Annotated in this window: 18 protein-coding genes, 1 tRNA gene and 1 pseudogene; 8 read left to right on the top strand and 12 right to left on the bottom strand. The window is 69.6% G+C overall.

All coding sequences use genetic code 11. The annotated features are described in order from the left end of the window. Positions 1-331: 331 nt before the first annotated feature. Genes ABD785_RS26205 through ABD785_RS26195 form a run of 3 tightly spaced genes read right to left on the bottom strand, consistent with a single transcriptional unit; the run spans position 332 to position 5,012 of the window. Positions 332-2,257, bottom strand: coding sequence for a hypothetical protein (locus ABD785_RS26205; protein ID WP_344833207.1), 1,926 nt, complete (start codon positions 2,255-2,257; stop codon positions 332-334). Next, positions 2,254-3,474: a tetratricopeptide repeat protein gene (locus tag ABD785_RS26200; RefSeq protein ID WP_344833205.1), complete on the bottom strand. Its 1,221-nt coding sequence runs from the start codon at positions 3,472-3,474 to the stop codon at positions 2,254-2,256. The genes ABD785_RS26205 and ABD785_RS26200 overlap by 4 nt, the downstream gene beginning before the upstream one ends. 59 nt (positions 3,475-3,533) lie before the next feature. After that, positions 3,534-5,012, bottom strand: coding sequence for a DUF4331 domain-containing protein (locus tag ABD785_RS26195; protein WP_344833202.1), 1,479 nt, complete (start codon positions 5,010-5,012; stop codon positions 3,534-3,536). 161 nt (positions 5,013-5,173) lie between these two features. Here ABD785_RS26195 and ABD785_RS26190 point away from each other — a divergent pair, with 161 nt between their 5' ends. Together ABD785_RS26190 and ABD785_RS26185 are read left to right on the top strand one after the other, a co-directional pair. After that, on the top strand, positions 5,174-6,442 hold the full coding sequence (locus tag ABD785_RS26190) for an MFS transporter (protein ID WP_344833199.1): 1,269 nt from the start codon (positions 5,174-5,176) through the stop codon (positions 6,440-6,442). Between the two features lie 33 nt (positions 6,443-6,475). Next, a tRNA-Lys gene (locus ABD785_RS26185) sits at positions 6,476-6,549 on the top strand. Between the two features lie 478 nt (positions 6,550-7,027). Here the strand turns inward: ABD785_RS26185 and ABD785_RS26180 are convergent. Continuing rightward, complete coding sequence (locus tag ABD785_RS26180) at positions 7,028-7,669, bottom strand: hypothetical protein (RefSeq protein ID WP_344833198.1); 642 nt, start codon at positions 7,667-7,669, stop codon at positions 7,028-7,030. Positions 7,670-7,786: 117 nt separating this feature from the next. Here ABD785_RS26180 and ABD785_RS26175 point away from each other — a divergent pair, with 117 nt between their 5' ends. Together ABD785_RS26175 and ABD785_RS26170 are read left to right on the top strand one after the other, a co-directional pair. Next, entirely contained in the window at positions 7,787-8,335 is a 549-nt protein-coding gene (locus ABD785_RS26175; protein ID WP_344833196.1) for a hypothetical protein, read from the top strand. A 164-nt stretch (positions 8,336-8,499) separates the two neighbouring features. Then, positions 8,500-10,119, top strand: a complete 1,620-nt coding sequence (locus ABD785_RS26170) for a serine/threonine-protein kinase (protein ID WP_344833194.1) — start codon at positions 8,500-8,502, stop codon at positions 10,117-10,119. Between the two features lie 161 nt (positions 10,120-10,280). Here the strand turns inward: ABD785_RS26170 and ABD785_RS26165 are convergent. The 6 genes and pseudogenes from ABD785_RS26165 to ABD785_RS26135 form a co-directional block, all read right to left on the bottom strand. After that, positions 10,281-11,401: pseudogene (locus ABD785_RS26165) on the bottom strand (IS3 family transposase); the annotation flags it as partial. Positions 11,402-11,587: 186 nt separating this feature from the next. Next, positions 11,588-11,992, bottom strand: a complete 405-nt coding sequence (locus ABD785_RS26155) for a hypothetical protein (RefSeq protein WP_344833189.1) — start codon at positions 11,990-11,992, stop codon at positions 11,588-11,590. Between the two features lie 257 nt (positions 11,993-12,249). After that, positions 12,250-13,143: a hypothetical protein gene (locus ABD785_RS26150; protein WP_344833187.1), complete on the bottom strand. Its 894-nt coding sequence runs from the start codon at positions 13,141-13,143 to the stop codon at positions 12,250-12,252. Then, positions 13,140-13,625 (bottom strand): SigE family RNA polymerase sigma factor, encoded by a 486-nt coding sequence (locus ABD785_RS26145; RefSeq protein ID WP_344833184.1) that lies wholly within the window; start codon positions 13,623-13,625, stop codon positions 13,140-13,142. Before ABD785_RS26145 ends, ABD785_RS26150 begins: the two co-directional genes overlap by 4 nt. Before the next feature lie 314 nt (positions 13,626-13,939). After that, positions 13,940-14,329: a hypothetical protein gene (locus ABD785_RS26140; protein WP_344833182.1), complete on the bottom strand. Its 390-nt coding sequence runs from the start codon at positions 14,327-14,329 to the stop codon at positions 13,940-13,942. After that, a complete protein-coding gene (locus tag ABD785_RS26135; RefSeq protein ID WP_344833180.1) occupies positions 14,271-15,668 on the bottom strand; it encodes a hypothetical protein in 1,398 nt (465 codons plus the stop codon). The genes ABD785_RS26140 and ABD785_RS26135 overlap by 59 nt, the downstream gene beginning before the upstream one ends. Before the next feature lie 185 nt (positions 15,669-15,853). On the opposite strand from ABD785_RS26135, the gene ABD785_RS26130 reads away from it, so the two are divergent. Further along, complete coding sequence (locus ABD785_RS26130; RefSeq protein ID WP_344833179.1) at positions 15,854-16,501, top strand: class I SAM-dependent DNA methyltransferase; 648 nt, start codon at positions 15,854-15,856, stop codon at positions 16,499-16,501. 433 nt (positions 16,502-16,934) lie between these two features. Here ABD785_RS26130 and ABD785_RS26125 read toward each other — a convergent pair whose 3' ends face one another. Further along, positions 16,935-17,432 carry an SRPBCC family protein gene (locus tag ABD785_RS26125; protein ID WP_344833177.1) on the bottom strand — a complete coding sequence of 166 codons (498 nt, stop codon included), beginning with the start codon at positions 17,430-17,432 and terminating at the stop codon, positions 16,935-16,937. A 136-nt stretch (positions 17,433-17,568) separates the two neighbouring features. Next, a complete protein-coding gene (locus ABD785_RS26120; protein ID WP_344833176.1) occupies positions 17,569-18,465 on the bottom strand; it encodes a S41 family peptidase in 897 nt (298 codons plus the stop codon). Between the two features lie 140 nt (positions 18,466-18,605). On the opposite strand from ABD785_RS26120, the gene ABD785_RS26115 reads away from it, so the two are divergent. The 3 genes from ABD785_RS26115 to ABD785_RS26105 all read left to right on the top strand — a co-directional run bounded on the left by ABD785_RS26115 (position 18,606) and on the right by ABD785_RS26105 (position 20,084). Continuing rightward, positions 18,606-19,205, top strand: coding sequence for a superoxide dismutase (locus ABD785_RS26115; RefSeq protein ID WP_344833174.1), 600 nt, complete (start codon positions 18,606-18,608; stop codon positions 19,203-19,205). Positions 19,206-19,300: 95 nt separating this feature from the next. Next, positions 19,301-19,663 carry a nuclear transport factor 2 family protein gene (locus tag ABD785_RS26110; protein WP_344833172.1) on the top strand — a complete coding sequence of 121 codons (363 nt, stop codon included), beginning with the start codon at positions 19,301-19,303 and terminating at the stop codon, positions 19,661-19,663. A gap of 19 nt (positions 19,664-19,682) precedes the next feature. Then, on the top strand, positions 19,683-20,084 hold the full coding sequence (locus ABD785_RS26105; RefSeq protein ID WP_344833169.1) for a VOC family protein: 402 nt from the start codon (positions 19,683-19,685) through the stop codon (positions 20,082-20,084).

The following is a 20,084-nucleotide window of genomic DNA, read 5'->3' as shown; positions in this document are numbered from 1 at the left end:
CGATCCGAGCTACCGGATCGCACCGGTGCCGCACCGCACGTCCGGCGGTCCGACTCCGCCGGGCTCCCCGGCCGGCCGGGTTCTCCCCTGGAGAACCGCGAGCCGGGCTCCCCGACGGCTGATGAGGAAGGCTTCCGTACCGATGTACTGGATCTGACACCCGCGCACCAGGCGCCCAGCGCCGCACGCGACCCCGGCGGAGTCTCCAGAGCCCTCCGCCGGGAGGACGGGCCAGGGCCGGCCTCCAGCCGGTCCCGCCCGTCTTGCCTTCCCTGCCCTTCCCCTGCGCTCGAGGCAGCTCGAATGCCTCGTCTCCGGGCGGCTTCGCCGCTCATGTCCCCGCGATTGCGCGGAGGGCGATCGCCAGCCCGGCGAGGACCACGGCACCGGCCGACAGGACGGGCAGGACTCCGACGCCGTGCATGAGGCGGTGCAGGCGTTCTCCCAGCCGTCCGCCGCGGCCATGCAGGCCGCCGTGCACCCGCTCGGCGAGCGAGCGGCCCGGGCCGCAGACCAGCAGGCCCACGCCGACCAGGGCGATGGCGAGGCCCGCTCCGTAGGCCACGACGAGGGCCACGCCGAACCAGGCGCGGCCCAGCGCGGCCGCTCCCACCAGCACCAGGACCGCCGAGGGGCTCGGGACCATCCCACCGGCGAAGCCCATGATCGCCACTCCGCTGCGGTCCCGGGGGGCGCGGGAAGAGGCGCTCTGGGCCCAGGGGGCGCGGCGCGAGGCGCTCCGGGCCCGGCGGCCGGGGTCCGGCGCTGTCCCCTGCCCGGGGTCGGGGATTCTGGGGAGCAGGGCGAGTGCGGTGGACGGGCCGTCCTCGATGGGGTCCGGGCCGTTCACCTGTGCGGCATGCGCACGGGGACGGGCCGGTTTCGGGGTGGAGGGGGCGTCGGCGTCGTCGCCGCGGTGGGAGGCGTCGTCATCGTGGGCGTCGTGATCGTGGGCGTCGTGATCGTGGGCGTCGTGATCGTGGGCGTCGTGATCGTGGGCGTCGTGATCGTGGGCGTCGTGATCGTGGGCGTGATCGTGACGGGTGTTGGGGTGGTGGGTGTGGGGGTGATGGGTGTGGTGGTGATCGTGGGCGTGGTGGCGGGAGCGGAGGGCGCGGCGGATGAGGGTGACGCCGGCGGCGGCGAGCAGGAGGCCGCTGAGGAGGGTCAGCCAGGGGTAGAGGGCGGCGGGGGCCAGGTCGGTGGCCGTGACCAGGAGGCCCAGGACCAGGACGCCCGCGGTGTGGGTGAGGGTGACCGTCAGGCCGAGGGTGAGGACGTCGCGGCGGGCGCGGGAGGTGCGGGAGATCGCGTAGGCGGCCATGAGGGTCTTTCCGTGGCCGGGGGCGAGGGCGTGCAGGGCGCCGAGCGCCACCGCGATCAGCGCCGCGAGCAGGGCGAATCCCGGGGTGAGGTGGTGGGAGGCGACGAGGGAGGTGAAGCTCCTCGTCAGACTGTCGGACCCCCGGGGCAGAATCCTGGGCAGGGCCGGATCGGTCTCGGTGAGGGCGGGGCCGCCCGCCCGTGCCTCGAGCCGGGCCGTCCGCCGGTCCGGCGGAGACGACAGGAGGTCGGCGGGATATGAGGTCAGCCGGGAGCTGCGGGATTCCTCGGGCACGTCGCTGGAGACCAGGGCCATGCGGTCTCCCCGCGCCGTTATCTCGTGCCATCCGGCGGCCGTGGCGCCGGTCGCGAACTCCACCCTCCGCACGGTCTTCGCGGGGGCCTTCAGCACGCAGTCGACGCGCAGGGTCCGCAGCCCGGCCTGACCGTCCCTGCGGGTGGCCGTGGCGCGCTCCGGCACGAGCGTCCCCGGCCGCCCGTCCAGGACGAGCCGCAGGGCCTGCCCGGCCGCACGGCACCGCCGGTCGGCCCAGACGGCGTCTCCCGACGCGTCGAGTTCCGCCATGACCTGGGCCGAGGGGATCTCGGCGAGGTCCTCCACGTGCTCGACCCGCACCGCGTCCGGTCCGATCACGAGGCCGTCGTAGGTGTTGGTCGTGAAGTTCCCGAGCGGATGCCGCCGCGTCTCGGCGGCCCCCGCGCCCGTCGAGAGGAGCAGCAGCACCTGCACCGCCAGGACGACCCCGATGACGACCCGCAGCCCCCAGACCCCGGCCCTTCCCCATCGGAGACCGGGGAGGAAGCGGCCGGGCCTGGCGACAGCGGGCTGGATGACGGCGGGCCGGGTCACGGCGGGCCGGATGACGGCGGGTTCGGCGGCCTGCGGAACGGCGGAGGGCCGGTCGGGGGTCATTTCAGGGCCGCCTTGATGGTCTCGAGGTGGTGGGTGAAGGAGGGCGGGTGGTAGCCGGTGGCGGTGGCGGCGCGGGCGTAACGCAGGGCCTCGCGGTCGTCGCCCGTGGCGTGCAGCGCCCAGCCGAGGGCGTCGGAGACGTGGAGGGAGCAGACCGGGATCCGTCCGGCCGGGGGCGGAGGGCCGCAGCGGGCCCGCCATTCGGCGCGGGCGGTGCGCAGCGCGGTGGCCGGATCGCCGTGGTCGGCCTCGAAAAGGGCCAGCTCCAGATCGGGATCGACCCCGTTGGCGCGGGCCAGCGCCGACCATGTGCGGACGATCCCGTACTGGGCGCGGGCCTTGTCCGGCAGGCCGCGGGCGTCGTAGAGCTCGCCCAGGGCGGTCACGTACCCGGGCAGGGGCGCGCGTCCGGCCAGGGCTTCGCGGTCGGCGAGCGCTCCGCCGACGTCGCCGGTCGCCTGGCGGGCCCTGGCCCGGCCGTCGAGGGCGGCGAGGTTCTGCGGGTCGTCCCTCAGGGCGTCGCCGAACAGGGTCAGCGCGTCCCGGGGACGCCCGGTGTTCAGGGCGAGGTCGCCGAGCTGGTAGCGGACGAACGAGAGATCGGCGGGGTCGGTCGCGGACTCCAGGGCCCGGCCGAGCACCTCGCGGGCCTTGGCGGGCTTGCCACGCAGCTCCAGCACGTAGGCGTAGCGGGTGAAGATCGGAATGCCGGGCTTGCGGGAGTCGGCCTCCTGGACGGCCTTCCAGGCGTCGTCGAGCCGTCCCAGCTCCACCAGGGCGTCCACCCGCACGGCCAGGCCGCGTGCCTCGTAGGGATTGATCGCCAGGGCCTGGTCGGCCGACCGCAGCGCCCCGCCGAAGTCGTGCCGGGCCGCCGCCAGCGCGGCCCGCCCGGCGAACGCCCCGGCGTTGTCGCCCTTGAGTGCCAGCGACCGGTCCAGCGCCTCCTCGGCCCGCGCGTAGAGCGTCGGGTCCCCGGTCTGGCGGGCCTCCTCGACGTAGCCGACACCGAGCGCCGCCCAGGCACGGTCGTCCTTGGGCTGCTCCCGGAGCCGGTCCTGCAGCCGCCCGATCGCCGTCCGCAGGCCGGGCCCGGAGGCGTCCCCCTCCACCGCGACGGCCGGGCGCCCGCGCTCCCCGTCCCCGCGGAACACGACGGCCGCGCCGCCGGTCATCGCGACCACCAGCGCCAAAACGATCATCAGCCTGCGCCTCATGACCTTCTCCCCTCTCCACTGCGGGGCGGCCGGACGACGAGCGTCCGGCCGCCGGCTGATCAGACGATCCGGCGGCGGAACCACCAGGTCAGACCTCCGCTGAGCAGGGCGCCACCACCCACGAGGGCGGCGATCGCCGGGAGCGGGGTGCCGCCTTCGTCCGTGCTGGACGAGGCGCCCGCGGGCTTGACGTCGAGGACGTCGGGACGTCCCGAGACGCCCACCGCCGCCGACTTGGTCGTGGAGCCCGAGGTGGGCAGCGCGACGTAGGGGAAGGTCTTGCCGAACGGCCTGTCGTTGGCGTCGACCTTGTCGCCCAGGTCGTTCTTGGCGCCGAGGAGCTCGCCGGCGACGGCCTGGAGGGAGATGTCGACGACGTCGTCGGTCAGGCGGCGGCCGTTCGGGTACCCGGCCGTGTCGCCGTCCAGGACGCCCAGCCGCTTGGGCGCGGCCGTCGGCGGGATCGAGGTGTTGAGCCGCATCAGCTCCGCAGGCCGGACCCCGGGGGGCTGGTTGAGCTTCGGAACCCCGGTCAGGAAGACCTGGACGAGATCGTTGCGCGGTTCGGCCGGAGCCTTCACCTTGTAGATCGCCTCGAGGAGCTTCGGCAGCTCGGGGCTGGTGACGTACTTGCCGAACTGGGCGTCGTGCCAGGGGATCGAGGCGTTGAACCGGTCCTTGTCCTTCATCGGGATGACGACCTCGTTGACCAGCGGCATCGCGAGCCTGCTGACCGGCGCGTACTCCCCGGCCGCGTTCTGCCGCAGCACCGAGGAGTACACGCCGATGATCGGCTGGCCCTCCTTGATCAGCAGCTTGGTCGGGATCTGCAGCGCGACGGTCTGCACGTTGTAGTTCTTGAGGGTGTCGTTGCCGACCTCCTTCAGGTTCGTCCCGTAGAGCAGGTCGAACACCCGCAGGTCCAGGAAGAACGGGTCGTCGGCCTGCCCGGCGAACACCTTCCCGCCCGAGGGCAGGTCCTTGATCGCCTGGTTCCGCAGCGTCGGGTAGTCGGGCATGCTCGCCGCCCCGACGTTCGACGGCGCGACCGGGGCGTTCCTGATCAGGTACTCGCTGGCGTAGCGGGTGCCGTTGCGGCGGTGGACGAGCTCGAGGTCGTAGGTCTGGGTGAGGTTGAGCGCCGGGTCGGCGAGGCTCTTCACCGGGCCGGTGTTGTACAGGAAGGTGTTGCCGTTCTTGACCTGGTTCTTGAAGGTGAAGCGGAAGGTCTGCTCCGGCTGGGAGTCGCCGTCGGCGTCGACGTTGAGGTCGTACCGGGCGTCCTTGGCGAAGGTGTAGAAGTTGGGACCGCCCGCGGGCTCCTCGAACGGGAGGAAGTTCGCGATCAGGGTGGTGGTGTCCGGCCGGTCCGGGCTCACGAAGGCGTAGACGTCGGTGTTGTCGTACTGCGGCTGCCCCGAGATGAGCGGCGCCTCCCGGTGGGAGGAGGCCGTCACCTGCGGCGGCATCAGCGAGTAGGTGCCGGCGGCCAGGACGGCCAGCCCACTCGCGCCCAGCGCAGCGATCCTCTTCGACATGGTCAGGGTTTCCTTTCGGTAGGAACACCCCTCATTCGTCGCTGCGGTTTGTGCGGATGTGACCCGGTGTGGCCGCGAACAAAACCCGGTACCCGGGCATCCAAGCGGCTCTTCCAGGGCGCGTCTGACGGATCGCGAGACACGCCCTAAGCTGTTGAATCGTGCCAAACGTCCTGATCAGGCCGGTCCCCCTGAAAGCGACCCGAACCGCCTGGCTCCTCTGGACGGTCGGCGTCATCGCCTACGTCATCGCGGTCCTCCACCGCACGTCGTTCGGCGTCGCCGGGATCGAGGCCACCACGCGCTTCGACGTCTCGGCCTCGGCGCTGTCGTCCTTCACGGTCGTCCAGGTCCTGGTCTACGCCGCCCTCCAGGTCCCGGTCGGCCTGCTCCTCGACCGGTGGGGCTCCCGCCGCATGATCGCCGGCGGCGCCCTGCTGATGGCGTCCGGCCAGCTTCTGCTCGCCTTCTCCACGACGATCACCCCGGCGCTGCTGGCCCGCGTGATGGTCGGCGCGGGCGACGCGATGACGTTCATCAGCGTCCTGAAAGTGATCTCGCTCTGGTTCCCGTCCCGCCAGGCCGGCCTCCTGACCCAGCTCACCGGCTTCCTCGGCCAGCTCGGCCAGCTCCTGAGCGCGATCCCGCTCGTCGCCCTCCTGCACGGCCCCGGCTGGACGACCGCCTACGTCTCGGCCGCCGCGATCGGCCTCCTCGCGGCCGTCCTGGCGATCACCGTCCTGCGGGACGCCCCCAGCACCGAGCCGGCGCCCCCCTTCCGCACCCTCCTGCCGAACCTCCGCGCGTCCTGGCACAGCCCCGGGACCAGGCTCGGTATGTGGTCGCACTGCGTCCAGACCAGCGCGTCGGCCTTCGCCCTCATGTGGGGCTACCCCTACCTGGTCACCGCCCAGGGCCTCTCCCCGACGACCGCCGGCACCCTGCTGACGATCTTCGTCCTGGCGACCGTCTCCACGGGCCCCGCCATCGGCGCCTACCTCTCCCGCCACCCTGCCCACCACGTCCGGGTCACGATCGCCATCACTTTGCAGATGATGGCGGCCTGGACGGCAGTCCTGTCCCTCCCCCACCACGCCCCCCTGTGGCTCCTCACCCTCCTGGTCATCTCGATCGCCGCCGGAGGCCCCGCCAGCATGATCGGCTTCGACCACGCCCGTGCCCACAACCCCCCGTCCCGCCTGGGAACCGCCAGCGGCCTGGTCAACGCGGCGGGCTTCACCGCCGCCCTCCTCCTCATCCTCATGATCGGCCTGGTCCTCGACCACACCTCCCCCACCAGCACCTTCACCCCCGAAGCCTTCCGCCTGGCCTGGCTGACCCAGTACCCCCTCTGGCTCCTCACCCTCCTGTTCGTCACCAGAACGGCCCGCTCCACCCGCCGATTCGCACAACTCCCGAACCCCCGGTAATGTTCTCTCTGTCGGACCGCAAGGCCCCGACACGCGCCGCTAGCTCAGTTGGTTAGAGCAGCTGACTCTTAATCAGCGGGTCCGGGGTTCGAGTCCCTGGCGGCGCACACCACATCCGAACAGCGCATCCACGTTTTCGTGGGTGCGCTGTTCGCGTTTCAGAACATCCCGATTCCTGCCACTTTCGTCCCGATGTTGGCTCCATGTTCGCTCGAACGCCGCCGTAGCGCCGAAAACGATCACCCCAACGCGGTGATCGCTCCCGCCCGGCACGTCCCCGCCTCGCGATCATCAGCGAGCCAGACGCCCGCGCGTCCGGTCCCGACGGCGCTCCTCCGACCGGCGCGAAAACCGGGCCTGCGCCCTGCCCGCGGCATGAGAGGACATCTCCTTCTGGCTTCAGTCCGAAATCATCGGGGCGGTTCACTCGGTGCCGTCCCGCCGACCTCAAGGGTCGCTACGTTACGGGCCCGCTGCGCGCTGATAGCCCCGGAGCTCTACAACCCCGGGGCCAGATCACACAATCGGAGGGCTCGGAATAGGGAGGGATAGGCCGTGCCCGAAGTACTTCTTCGGGGCTTGGAGTTACCGGCAGGCGGGGAGGTGCGATGCTTGGATGTAGCCCCAGCGGCCGGACGTGGGAGCGTAGCCGAGGATCCATGCCTGGGCCGAGTGGCTGCCGCAGTTGGTCTTGGTGATGTAGAAGGGGTCGCCCTTCCTCGCGTTTCCGATCACGAACGAGCGGGCGCCGCTCCGCACCGAGCCGCGGGAGTCCAGGTGGATGAGGGTCTTGCGCTTCTTACCCGTGTGCGGGGCACTGATCGGCACGTCCTTGACCACACCGTTGCCGCCGATGGCCCGCAGGCTGGGGAGCGGCACGCCGTGGTCCCCCTCGCTGTAGGCGTGCGGGTCCTTGAGGCAGGACTGGGCGATGAAACCCCAGCTCGGGTCGGCTTTCCGGGCGTAGTCGAGGACGAGCGCGTATCTCTTGTAGGTGTAGCGGACGCCCACTCGCGCGAGTCCGCCGTTCTTCTTCTTGCGCTTCTTCGTCCAGGACCGTGCCGGGACGCTGCTCTTGGGGTAGTTCTCGTAGATGGGGCAGTCGCGCTTGAGCGTCGTGCTGTGGGTGTAATGGGTCTTCGCCCGGCCGCCCTCCTCGCTCGCGGCCGCGGGGGAGGACAGAGCGAGCAGGAGCGGAAATGCGGCGATCATCACCACGGAACGCATGGTTCTCCTTGGAGGAATGAGCTGGCGCTCTCTGAGAAGGCATATGCTGCCGTCTTGGATGACTCTAGAGATTGACCCCACTGAGGTCAATCTCGTTATCTAAGAGAGCGTGACGGCATGGCGGATTTGGGTCGGCGGTTCTACGGCATCGCGGAGATCGCGCAGGCGATTGGGGTGGAAAGGCAGTTGGTGACGGTGTGGCGGCGGCGTTCCAGCCATGACATGCCCCCGCCGGACGATGAGTTGACCTCGGGGCCGGTGTGGACCGCTGCCACGATCGAACCGTGGGTCATAGCCACACGAGCCCGGCTGTCCAACACCGGGACCCCGGCCGGAGAACCCGTCGCGGTACTTGCACGCCGATATGCGCGACGGTTGTTTCGGTTGCTTGCCCTCCTCCTACAGGAGCCGCGGAACGACAAGGAGGTGTTGAGGACTCTGTCTGGCCTCGGCCAGCTGCACCCCGCCATCGCCGAGGCGGCGATGGCGTCCGGCCTGGACAGCGGCGCCCGACGCGACCTCGCCGAACTCGCCGCCCTCGCCCAGGCCGCGGCGGACGTCGCCGATGGCGCGGCACCGGAAGCCGAACTCGGCGGTTTCCTTGACCGATGCCTCCCCGTCGCGCCCGCCGCCGCGCGGCTGCTGTCTCGCGCCACAACGGAGTAGCCGTCCTGTCAGCCAGGCAACCCGGTGATTCCGATCGCCCGGCCAGCAAGCCGCTGCTACGTTCTGCACGATCCTGACTTTCACGACTTGTGACCTCGGGGAGCGCAATGGTGCGTCCAACATTCGAGCCGGATTCCGAATTCGCCGGGCATACCCTGGGACGGATGATCGGCCTGGGCGGCATGGGGGTGGTCTACGAGGCGCACGACCCATCGCTCGAACGCCAGGTCGCGTTGAAGGTCATGTCCGACGAACTCGTAGAGAACCCCGCGTGGCGGGCCCGGTTCAGTGAAGAGGCCAAGTACCTGGCCAGCGTCAGGCATCCACATCTGCTGCCGATCTACAAGTACGGGGAGCAGGACGGCGTCCTCTACTTCACCATGCAGCTCGCCATGAACGGCGTCCTGCGCGATCTCGTAAGGCCAACCGCCCCTATCTCCCCAGGCCATGCGTTCCACGTCATGGGCCAGCTCGCCTCGGCTCTCGAGGAACTACACCGCAACGGCATCGTGCACCGGGACTGCACACCCGAGAACGTCTTCCTCAACGGAGGTATCCCTGGCCAGGAGAACGTCTTGCTCGGGGACTTCGGCCTGGCATGGCGGGCTTCCGCGCCGGCGGCACCGCCGTCGGGCGGCGCACTGGACTACAGGGCGCCCGAGCAGACGGTCGGCATGCCGGTAACCGCGCAGGCCGACGTCTACTCCTTCGCGGTCGTGCTGTACGAACTACTCGTCGGCACCGTTCCGTTCATCGGAGACCGGCGTTTGCTCACGATGCTCCCCGATCAATACGCCGAGTTGCGTTCCGTGTTCTTGCGGGCGTTCTCGCCGTTGCCTGAGGAACGATATTCGTCGCCTGGAACCCTGCTTGCCGAGGCCAGAGACGCTCTCATCCTGCCGCCCGGCCCGGTGAGTCAGGCCCATTGGGTTGGCTCGCCTGATTCCCTTCCTGGCACGGACCGTCCGCCCTTCGTCGTATCAGACTTCGATTCTCCGCAGGTGCAGAGCCCTCCCTGCCAGCCAGCCGATGATGCCGTCGCGTCACCTGGTCCGCAGCCATACGTCCCAATGACAGCGTCGGACGCCGTCCCGATTCCAGGAACGCTAGCCGAAGAGAACAGCGAGACCCCCGGAGAGGCGCCGAGCACGCCTGCTTGGCCCGGCCGCAGAGCCGCCCTGGGCGTCCTGGGGGGCGCCGCGTTGATCACCGTAGGAGTGGCGCTCTGGCCGGACAGGGACCGCCCTCTCAGTCCGGAACGACCTTGGCGCCCGGTCCCATCCGATTCATTTACGCCAGCGGACACGCGGGAAATCCGAATTCGTCCCGCGGACTTCGACCCGCGGTCGAGGTTCTCCAAATATGGCCCCGTGTATGAAGACGATCCGAGCATCGTGCAGAAGAATGTCCTTAGCGCGCACGTCTACGGACAGGTGACCGGACGGTTCGTGTACACGTTCACCTTCAATGGCGTCAGTACGGGTGAGGCCAGGCTACGTGCCTACCTGTCCGCCGATAGCGTGCAGTACAAGAGCACCCCCGGCACCTTCAGCGATGTCGAGGTACTCGTCAACGGACATCAAGTCGACATGCTCCGCGTTGTGTCCGACCAGGGACACGGGGAGTCCTGCACGGTCCCGTTCGACTCCGGCCTGCTGCGCCAAGGCGAGAACACCCTGGTATTCCGGGTCAGGGAGGACGCGAAGTACGCCCATGGGCTCTGCATCTACGGAGAGTCGCTGACTCCCGGACTCCCCGACAAGTGGATCGGCATCGTCGTCTAGACGATTAATTCAAGGCCACGGGCATTCCGCCGAGCCTGTCCAGGGATTCAAGAGCTTTACGCTGTGAACCGCCCCGAGTTCCGTGGAGAGCGTGATGTTCCCCGTGTTGGGTGGAGTCGGGTTGCTGGACTCTTATGCCAGTTGGCGGTTGGGTAGAGCTTCTCGTATTCGATCGGGGTGCGCATCCCCGGGGCGCTGTGGCGGCGTTGCCGGTTGTGGAAGATCTCGAGGTAGTCGAAGATCGCGTTGGCGAGTTCGATGCGGGTCTTCCAGCGTTGCCGGTTGAGGAGTTCGACCTGCATGCGGCCCCAGAACGACTCGATGACAGCGTTGTCGAAGCAGTCGCCGATCGAGCCCATGGAGGGGACCAGGCCGGACTCTTGGGCGCGGCGGGTGAAGGCCCAGGAGGTGAATCGGGTGCCGTGATCGCTGTGTATCAGGCTTCCGGGGTCTGGCCTGCGGTTGTGGATGGCCATGCCGAGGGCGTTGGTGACGAGGCTCGAGGTCTGGGTGGAGTCGATGGACCAGCCGACGACGCGGCGGGAGCAGACGTCCAGGACGACGCAACAGTAGACCTTGCCCTCGCGGGTGGGGTGTTCGGTGATGTCGGTGACCCACAGGCGGTTGGGTGCATCACGATGGAAGTCGCGATCGACCAGGTCAGCGGCGGTCGGGACCTGCTGGATCGGTCGTCGGCGCCGGTTGCCGGGCAGCCCGCGGATCCCTTCGCGCTGCATCAGCATCTCTACGGTGCCGTGCCAGACGACCAGGCCGCTGCCCAGGGTCAGCTCGGCGTGGACACGGCGGGCGCCATAGGTGCCGCGGGAGGCTGCGTGGATCTGCCGGATCCGCTCGGTCAGCCACGCGTGCCGCAGCTCCCGCAGCGAGGGCGAACGACTCCGCCACACGTAATAGCCCGATTCAGAGACATCCAGCACCCTGCACGCGAGCTGGACCGGCAGACCCTCGCCGGCCATCACCGCGATGGCCTCGAACCGCCTTTTGGGGGCACCACCCCCCGCACCAACTCGATCGCCCGCTTCGTCACAGCCAGCTCAGTCTCCAGCTCCCGGATCCGCTGCCGGGCCGCGAGCAGTTCGGCCTGCTCGGTCGTGGTGGCGCCGGGCAGCTGCCCCTTGTCAATCAGGTCCTGCTTGCGCCAGGTATAGATCGTCTGGTCGCTGATGCCCAGATCTCGGGCGACGTCCCGAACGGAGCGTCCGGCATCGACCAGATCCAGCACCTTGCGACGGAACTCCGGCGGGTAGCCCTTGCGTGACATCGCCGACCTCTTCTCGTGGGGCCCAAAGGCACACGAGTCAAGTAAAGCGACTCCACGGAAGGCGGGGAACATCAGAGTCTCCACAGAAGCCGGGGCGGTTCAGTTCCCCCATTCTTACGGGACATCGACACGTATTCATCACCGCCTTATCAGGCAATACGGCGCTGACAGCGGCCCCAGGATTCGCTAGCTGGTCGGCCAGAACTGAATCAAGTAGGCCTCATCCTCCGACGAGGTGATACCGAACGAGACACGAACGTTCCATGATGAGTCTTCGCGACCGAGATCAATCGCATCCTCTTCGTCGCCGTCACCGAATATGTTGACCAAATACACTTTGCCGGATGACGACTGCATGACAACGTCGACCGGATCACGGAAATTGCGCTGGACTTCGGGCTCGCCGTCCCAGAGCTGAAATGTGACCTTCGGAGCGTCCACAGAGACGCCATCGACGTTGAGTCCGTTGTCACCCGCTACCACTCTGTTTGGCGCGGGATCGAGGTCGATGACATCGGACATGCCGTCTACATCCAAGACGGTGAATCTACCGTGAAAAGCGGTGATCGTGTCGTCGACGGTCCGCACCAAGTTTACCACCGTGATATACTTCCGGGTTGAAGAGGCCCGAGTACGGGGTCATATACACCCGGGCCAACTCATCAGGTCACCTACCTGATGACGACGAAGAACGGGTCACCATCGAGAATTCTATCTCGCTGATACCAGGTACCGAGGCGACGTCCGGCTGTCTGGTTATCGGTCGAATCGATTGCCACTGCCGGGCGTTTGCCTTATTTCTACGCATAGCCAGGATTCGCGAGATCTGACATGCCTTGCTTTGCCCGTCATGGAGCGCAGGCCGGGAGGGATGCGACGTGAAGGTTCTCGGCGAAGCGGGTGACGGTGGTGGCGTTGCCGCCGCTGACGACCAGGGTCCAGCCGTTCTGCAGATCGATGGCGATCATGGGTCTGGGAGTGCGGCTGACGACGGCCGGATGGCCCTGGATCGTGGTGTGCTCGCCGGAGAGGGCCGGCGGAGTACGGGTGAGTACGGCTGCGACGATGTCAGCGCCGCCCCGCTTCTCGTATCCGACGCTCGCGGCGCAGCGCTCCCTGCTCAGCTGGACGCTTCGGGTGCGGAGCGCGTCGGCCGGATGCCACTTCTCGCGCAGCGGGTCGGGGATGAGGGGCGCGGGCGGGACGGTACGGATCGAGAGGGCGGTCCTCCGGGCCGACGCGCACGGGTCGCCCGTCCTGAGCCTCGCCTCGACGATCAGCTGAACGGACTCGGCGCGCCAGAGGAGCGAGCAGGTGTCGCCGTCGCGGAGCAGGCCCGCCCGGACGCCGTCGAGGTCGGTCGGGGTGGTCTTTCCCGGCAGGTCTCCCCGGTCTCCCATCGTGATCGTGGTGGTGTCACCGGAACCGTCAGGGGAGGACGCCCAGGTCCACTCCGCGAAACCGTCCGAGGCGGCGGTGGACGAGTCGAGGACCTGGCCATCGGGGATCCACACGCTGGAATGGGGTGTCGGCGACTTCAGCGTCCGGGGCGCGCCGTCTCCCGGGGCCAGCACCGCGCCCAGGGCGACCACGGCCGCCACGGACGCCGCGGCCGCTGCCGTTCTCCGGAGGGCGGTGGCGCGCCGGGCACGCCGCCGGTAGCCCGACAGGACGCCCGCGATGTCCGGGATCTGCTCGCTCTTGGCGGCGAACGCGCGCCGCACCTGCTCTTCGGTGGTCATCGGGCCCCCTCCTCGACGAGTTCGACGCGCAGCGTGGCCAGGGCTCGTGACACGTGTGATCTGACCGTCCCCTCCGAACAGCCCAGAAAGCGGGCGATGTCGGGATAGGACAGGTCCTCGTAGTAGCGGAGTGCGAGCGCCACCCGCTGCCGCGCGGGAAGGCCCTCGATCCGGGCCTGGAGTTCGGCCATGCCCTCGTGGACGGCCGCCGGGTCTCCGGCGCCACCGCCCAGAGCCGTCAGCACCTCGGCCGAGACGGGGGTCTCGCGTCTGCGCCGTCGCCACGACAGATGCTGATTGACGATCATCCGCTTCACATAGGCCTCGGGTGCGTCCATGCCCTGGATGCGCCGCCAGCGCCGGGCCGCCTTGACGAGCACGTCCTGGACGACGTCGTCCGCCCGGTGCTGGTCGCCGGTCACCGCGACGGCGAATCTCAACAGCGCCGCCAATCTCACTGCGAGGAACTCCTCGAAGTCCACCGGCCCTCCTACGTCGACTCATCCTGAAACGCCCGGGCCGTCCCCGTTCGTTGAATCCCTCTCCCGATTTCTCATTCGGTCCCGCTCCTCATCGGAAAGGACGCGGGCGTCGGGGTCTCGCCGGGGAGCTGCGCCAGAAATGGACGTCTTGGAGCTCGGGGTGGGCGTCATGGCCGAACTTCTCGACCGGCAGCTCGAAGCGGGGCGGGTGTCCGCCCGGTTCTCGTGGTGACCGATCCGGTCGGCGGGTTCCCGGCGCGATGCCGCGTCCGCTCAGGTCGACGCGGGGACCGTGGCGGAAGCTCGTCGCGAGGTCAGTGACGGGCGCTTCGGGGCCGGTGGGCGTGGTCCCAGGTGCCGTGCCAGAGGGCCGGGTTCCACCGGGCGGCGGCCTGCTCGACGGCCTGCGCGGAGCCGTCGTGGACCAGCTGGAAGCGGTAGCAGTGGCCGCCCAGGTGCGGTGCGGGGCTGACGACCTCGAAGAAGTGGTGGGACAGCTCCGGAGCAGGCTGCGGGGCGGGGTCCTTGAGGTAGACCTCCAGCCAGGCGTCGAGCTTGCTGGAGGAGGTGCTCCGGGGATCCCTGTAGGTGCCGACCCCGACGGCCGCGATCTCCGTCCAGGGGATCAGGCCCGCGTATCGGGAGTCACCGTCGGTCCACCAGATCCCCTGCCCGTCGAAGGCCAGGGCCGCGCCGCGCAGCATCGCCGGCGACCTGACGGCGAACCAGAGCGCCCCGGCCAGGACGGCGGCGGCGCAGGCCCCTGCGAAGATCCGCCCGGAGGAACCGTTCGCGGTGAGCGCGGTATGTCCCAGCGACCCGATCATCGCCGCGATGAACACCAGGCAGAGCGCGAGACACCCCGCCCCCAACCCCGTCAGTTTCACCCGCGTGGCATCGGATCCCGGACCGTCGACTTTCCCCATGCGCAGTTCGTTTCTCGTGAGCGACCTGACGTTCGGCGACGCATTTCATCACCCCTCGGCCCGCCACGGCTAGAGCCGATATCGATCCGTGCCCATACGAAGGGTGAACCGGCCGGACGCGTCCCGCGCGCCGTAACTTCCCGGTCCCTGACCAGCCTTCGCCGGACGAATTCCCGGATCGCAGGTGGTCCTGGTCGGCGAGTGCTCGGATGAGCGCCGTCGCCACGATGGTCCTCCATGGGCTGGTGCGGGCGCTCAGCTCCGTCAGCCGCCGCCGGAGCGCCGCGATCCCGTCGGATGCCAGGGAGATCTGGACGATGACGTCCATGGAGGCGGATCGCATGTCGGACTGCAGGACGAACAGCTCCGCGGAGAGCATCCGGATCCCGCTCAGGCCGCGGACGGCGCCCTCGAGATCCTCGAGCGCCGCCCGCTCCGGTTCCGTGGCGACGACCGTCGCGTCAGGCTCCTCGGGCGCGCGGGCCCTGAGGACGTCGAACGCACGATGGGCCCGTCCGACGAGCGCCGCCTCGGCCTCCGGCTGAGCGGGATGAGGTCTCAGAAGTTTCCTGGCCTCGGCGATCTGGGCGGCGGACGGCAGCCGTCGCTCGGCCGTGGCCGTGGTGAGGCTCGCGCGGAGCTCGTCGAGCTCGGGTGCCTCCGCCCCGCCGGGCAGGGCGTCGAGCTCGGTGAGCAGGTCGGCCATCGTCGCGCGTTCGGCCGTGACGGTGACCTCGGCGCCGCAGGCCGACACGCCGAGGGCCACGGGGGCGTAGGCCGCGAAGCTCACCTGGCCTCCGGCCGCCATCCATGGCTGGGAGCGGATTCTGCCGATCGTCCAGCCGGCCGCCGTGAGCCGGTCACAGGCGTCGAAGATCTCGTCGCCATGGCACCCGGCCTCGAGAGTGACCACCACATGGGGATAGCGGCCACCGGAGAAGATCCTCACCCCCTCGCACAGATCCTTGCCGACAAGGTCGAAGACCGCGCGCGAGATCACCTCGGCCGCCTCGACGTACTCGGGTTCCTGGCACCGCCGATGGTGCCTCCACACTGCCGATTCACGATTCATGACGATTGACGACCCTGACGCTCCCCGTGCCTCGGCCCACGGCACTCGACTCATCGGACATCCGGCGTCCGAACCGACCAGAGAGCACCGGAACACCTCCGGCACCCCGGGGAGCGAGACGAAGCGCTCCCTGATCAGAGAACGGCGCTGCCGCGAGACCATGACGCGGAGGTCCCCACCGAATTTCCGGAGCCCACCGCAAGGCCGGGCGAGGAGGCTACGGTCCTGGGATGACCTGGCTGAGCGATACCCGTGACACCTACGACGCCATCGCGGCCGACTACGCCGAGGAGACCCGCGATCTGCTCGACAGGCTCCCCCACGTCCGCGCGGGGGTCGTCCTGTTCTCCGATCTGGTCCGCGCCATCGGCGGCGGCCCCGTCGCCGACGTGGGCTGCGGGCCCGGCCACACGACCGCCCTGCTCCGCGACCTGGGCACGGACGCGTCCGGCATCGACCTGTCCCCCGCGATGATCGAGATCGCCCGGCGCGAACACCCCGGCGCGCACTTCCAGGTCGGCTCCATGACGGACCTGCGCCTCGCCGACGCATCCCTCGCCGGAGTCCTCGCCTGGTGGTCCCTGATCTACATCCCCGACGAAGCCGTCCCGGACGTGCTCGGGCAGTTCCACCGTGTCCTCCGGCCCGGCGGGGTACTGGCCGTGGGCTTCCACGTGGGCGACGGGTCACGACCCGAGACACCCCCCGGCGACGACACGTCGACACCCACGTACGTCCACCACCGCCCACCGTCCCGCGTGGCCGGCTGGCTCCGCGAGGCGGGCTTCACCGTGGAAGCCCAGCACCTGCTCAATCCCGACGAGCCGAAGCCGGGCGCCATCCTGTTCGCCCGCCGACCCACGCCACCGTCCCGCTGATCTCCGCCCGCACCCTGGCCGATCGCGCCGTCCTGTGCGCCGTCTGACGCGCGAGCACCCGCATGATGTCCCGACGGTCGCCGGGCGACAGGGCGGCGAGATCCCCGGCCCGGGGCCTCGGAATTCCCCCGTACCCGGCTTCCCTGACCCAGCCGAGCCCCCGTCGCATCCTCAGCCACCCCTCACGAAGACGTCCGGCGGGGTGGGGCGGTCGGCCCTGGTTCCGCCGGTGGAAGCGTCCGCCGCTTCGAGCCGAGAACCGGAATCCGCAGACTCCCGCACCGCACGTGCCGTCACGACACCACAGTCCACCGGGGCCGCACGGGGCACCCATTCGTTCGCGGGCCAGAGTCCGGTCCGCGGCGCAGCACGGAGTCCTCGCCTCCGAGCGACTGGCGCGCCCGACAATTCGTCTCTCGTCCGCGAAGGACGGCTAGGAGGTGGGGCTTTCGAGGGTGGTCTTCAGGTTGGTGAGGGTGGTGGTGATGTTGTGGCGCTGGAAGTCGGCGAAGAGGTGGCCTCGGGTGACGATGCGGTCGAAGGCGTCGGCCAGGGGCTTGGGCCAGCGGCGGTCGTCGTGCCAGGTCTCGGTGACGCGGGTGCCGCCGGCGACGGGTTCGAAGGTGTACTCCCAGGTGGCGATGCGGGCACGGACGAAGCGGGGGCCCAGGCCCATCGCCTCGACCCGGAAGGCGAAGCGCACCGCGGGCTCGGCGGACAGGATGCGGCAGCGGGTCGTCCAGCGCACGGGGCCTCGCTTGTTGTGGCCCTCGAACACCACGCCTGCGGCGACGCCGCCGGCGGGAACGGTGGCGCCGAGGTTCTCCGGGCTCCAACGGCCCATCTGGGCCACATCGCTCACCTGGGCGTAGACCGCCGCCGGATCGAGAGCGACAACGATGCTGTCCGAAAGGGACATGACGCGCGACATGGGATGCTCCCGAAACCAGAGGACCGTCGTATTGGACCCGCTATCCATAACACGGCCACGCCGTGCGACGGCAGGCCCCCCTCCCCTCGGAGGGCTCCTTCGGCGCCGGCCGCCCCGAGACCCGGGCGGGTCCGTGTCAGTCCGCGAGGCGGGTGAGGGCCAGGGCGTGGGCCCGGTCCAGGGATTCCGCGGCCGGGCACGGGACGTCGGGCCGTACGCCGACGCCCTCCCAGTTCGTGCCGGAGACGGGGTTGACGGCGCGGCCGGTGGGGACGGTGGCCTCCAGGTGGGGGTGGACGGTCCAGCCCTTGCAGGGGTGGGCGCCGCCTCGGGTGGGTTCGCCGACGACGACGGCCCGGCCGAGCTGCTGGAGGTCGTAGGCCAGTTCCTCGGCGGCGGAGAAGGTGTTCTCGCCGGCCAGGACGTACAGGGGCTTGGTGCCGCCGAAACGGGCGCCGGGGACGTGCGGGAGGCTCCAGGACTGCTCGCTGCGGTCGCCGGCCCGCCAGTACATGGTGTTGAGGTGGGTGCGCTCGTCCAGAAGGTGGCTGCAGACGAAGGCGACGGTGTCGGGGTCGCCGCCGCGGTTGCCGCGGAGGTCGATGATCAGTGCTCGGGCCCGGGAGGCCAGGGTGAGGGCGGCCGTCAGGGGCTCGGCGGCCCAGTCCAGCGGGAAGAGCATCGGCGCCAGTTCCACGACGGCGACGCCTCCGTCGAGCAGCTCCACGCGGGGGGCGCCGCCCAGTGAGGCGTCGAAGTCGCGGCGGATGGAGGCGAGGGTGGCGTCCATCTCCTTGGGGGGCACCGGGTCGGTGTGGTGCTTGAGTCTCAGGTGCTTGTCGTCGTTGACGGACTGCAGGTCCGCGGTGACCAGGCGGGCCAGTTCCGCGGCGTCGGCGACGTCGTAGGCGCCCTCGGCGAGCCGTCGCCGGAGCAGGGCGGCGAGCCGCTCGGCCACTTCCGGGAAGACGTAGTGCTCGGTCAGCAGCCGAGTCGTCGCGTCGATGACGGGGGCGGACTGGAGATTCGTCATGGCAGGGAGTAGATCACCGTCCCAACAAAGGCGTCAAAGAGGACGATTCACACGTTTCGCGGCCCTCGCCTCACCGGGGCTCGCCGATCCGGATTCTTGCGAACTTGCGGTAGTTGCAAGTTATTCGCAATAGTGGAGCCATGGCTACCTACTCGCTTCCGGATCTGCCCTACGACTACGCGGCGCTGGAGCCCGCCATCACCGGGGAGATCCTGGAGCTCCACCACGCCAAGCACCACGCCGCCTACGTCAAGGGCGCCAACGACACCCTCGAGCAGCTCGAGGAGGCGCGGGACAAAGAGTGGTTCGGCGGGCTCGTGGGGCTGGAGAAGACGCTGGCCTTCAACCTGTCCGGGCACGTGCTGCACTCGATCTTCTGGGACAACCTCTCCCCCGACGGCGGCGACCGTCCCGGCGGAGAGCTGGCCGCCGCGATCGACGAGCACTTCGGCTCCTTCGAGGCGTTCGCCCGGCAGCTCACCACCGCCACCCAGACCGTCCAGGGCTCCGGGTGGGGCGTCCTCGGCTGGGAGCCCCTGGGCGGGAAGCTGATCGTCCAGCAGGTCTACGACCACCACGGCAACGTCGGCATCGGATCGGTGCCGCTGCTGGTCTTCGACGCCTGGGAGCACGCCTACTACCTGCAGTACAAGAACGTCCGCCCGGACTACGTCGCCAAGCTCTGGTCCCTGATCAACTGGAACGACGTGAACGCGCGCTTCACCGCCGCCAAGGGCTGACCCACCGACCGCGGCGCCGGCCGGGCGGACTCGGATCATGCTGAGTGAAGAGCCTCACGGCCGGCGCCGCTTCTCCCCCTGGTATCAAGGACGGCATGGATCTTGATGAAGCGGTGCGGTTCGCCGGGGAGTGGGCGGCGGACTGGAACTCCCACGACCTTGAACGGATCATCCGGCACTACGCCGAAGACGTGGTGTTCAGTTCGCCGGTGGCGGCACGGATCATCGAGGGGTCGGACGGTGTCGTGCGGGGCGTCGAGGCGCTGCGGGCGTACTGGGCCGAGGGGCTGCGGCGCGATCCCGGGCTGAGGTTCGAGGTCGTCGGGGTGTACGCCGGGATCGACACCGTGGTGATCAACTTTCGGCAGCGGACGGGGCAGCTGTCCGCCGAGGTCCTGACCTTCCGGGACGGCGTCGTCGTCTCCGGGAGGGGCACGCACGGCGCCCAGCCCGGCTGACCTGTGACAGGCTCTCGGGATGCTGCGACTCACCGACTTCATCATCGACTGCCCCGACACCATGGAGCTGGCGGCCTTCTACGCCGCGGTGACGGGGCGGCCCGTCAAGGACAGCAGCCACGGGGACTGGGCCGGGATCCGGTTCGGCGAGATCGAGCTGGCCTTCATCCGGGTCGACGGCTACCGCGCGCCGCGCTGGCCCGACGACGAGCACCCCAAGCAGTTCCACCTCGACTTCGAGGTGGACGACATCGAGGCCGAGCAGCGCCGCGTCCTCGACCTCGGCGCGACGCTGCGACAGGACTCCATCGGCCCCGAAGGCTACGGCTGGCGGGTCTACACCGACCCGGTCGGCCACCCCTTCTGCCTGTGCCGTAACAAGGGCGTCACCTGGACGGACGAGGGCCCGGTCTGGCCCTGA

This window comes from Actinocorallia longicatena, assembly GCF_039534125.1.
Taxonomy (GTDB): Bacteria; Actinomycetota; Actinomycetes; order Streptosporangiales; family Streptosporangiaceae; genus Actinocorallia; species Actinocorallia longicatena.
This window is presented reverse-complemented; position numbering and strand designations above follow the sequence as displayed.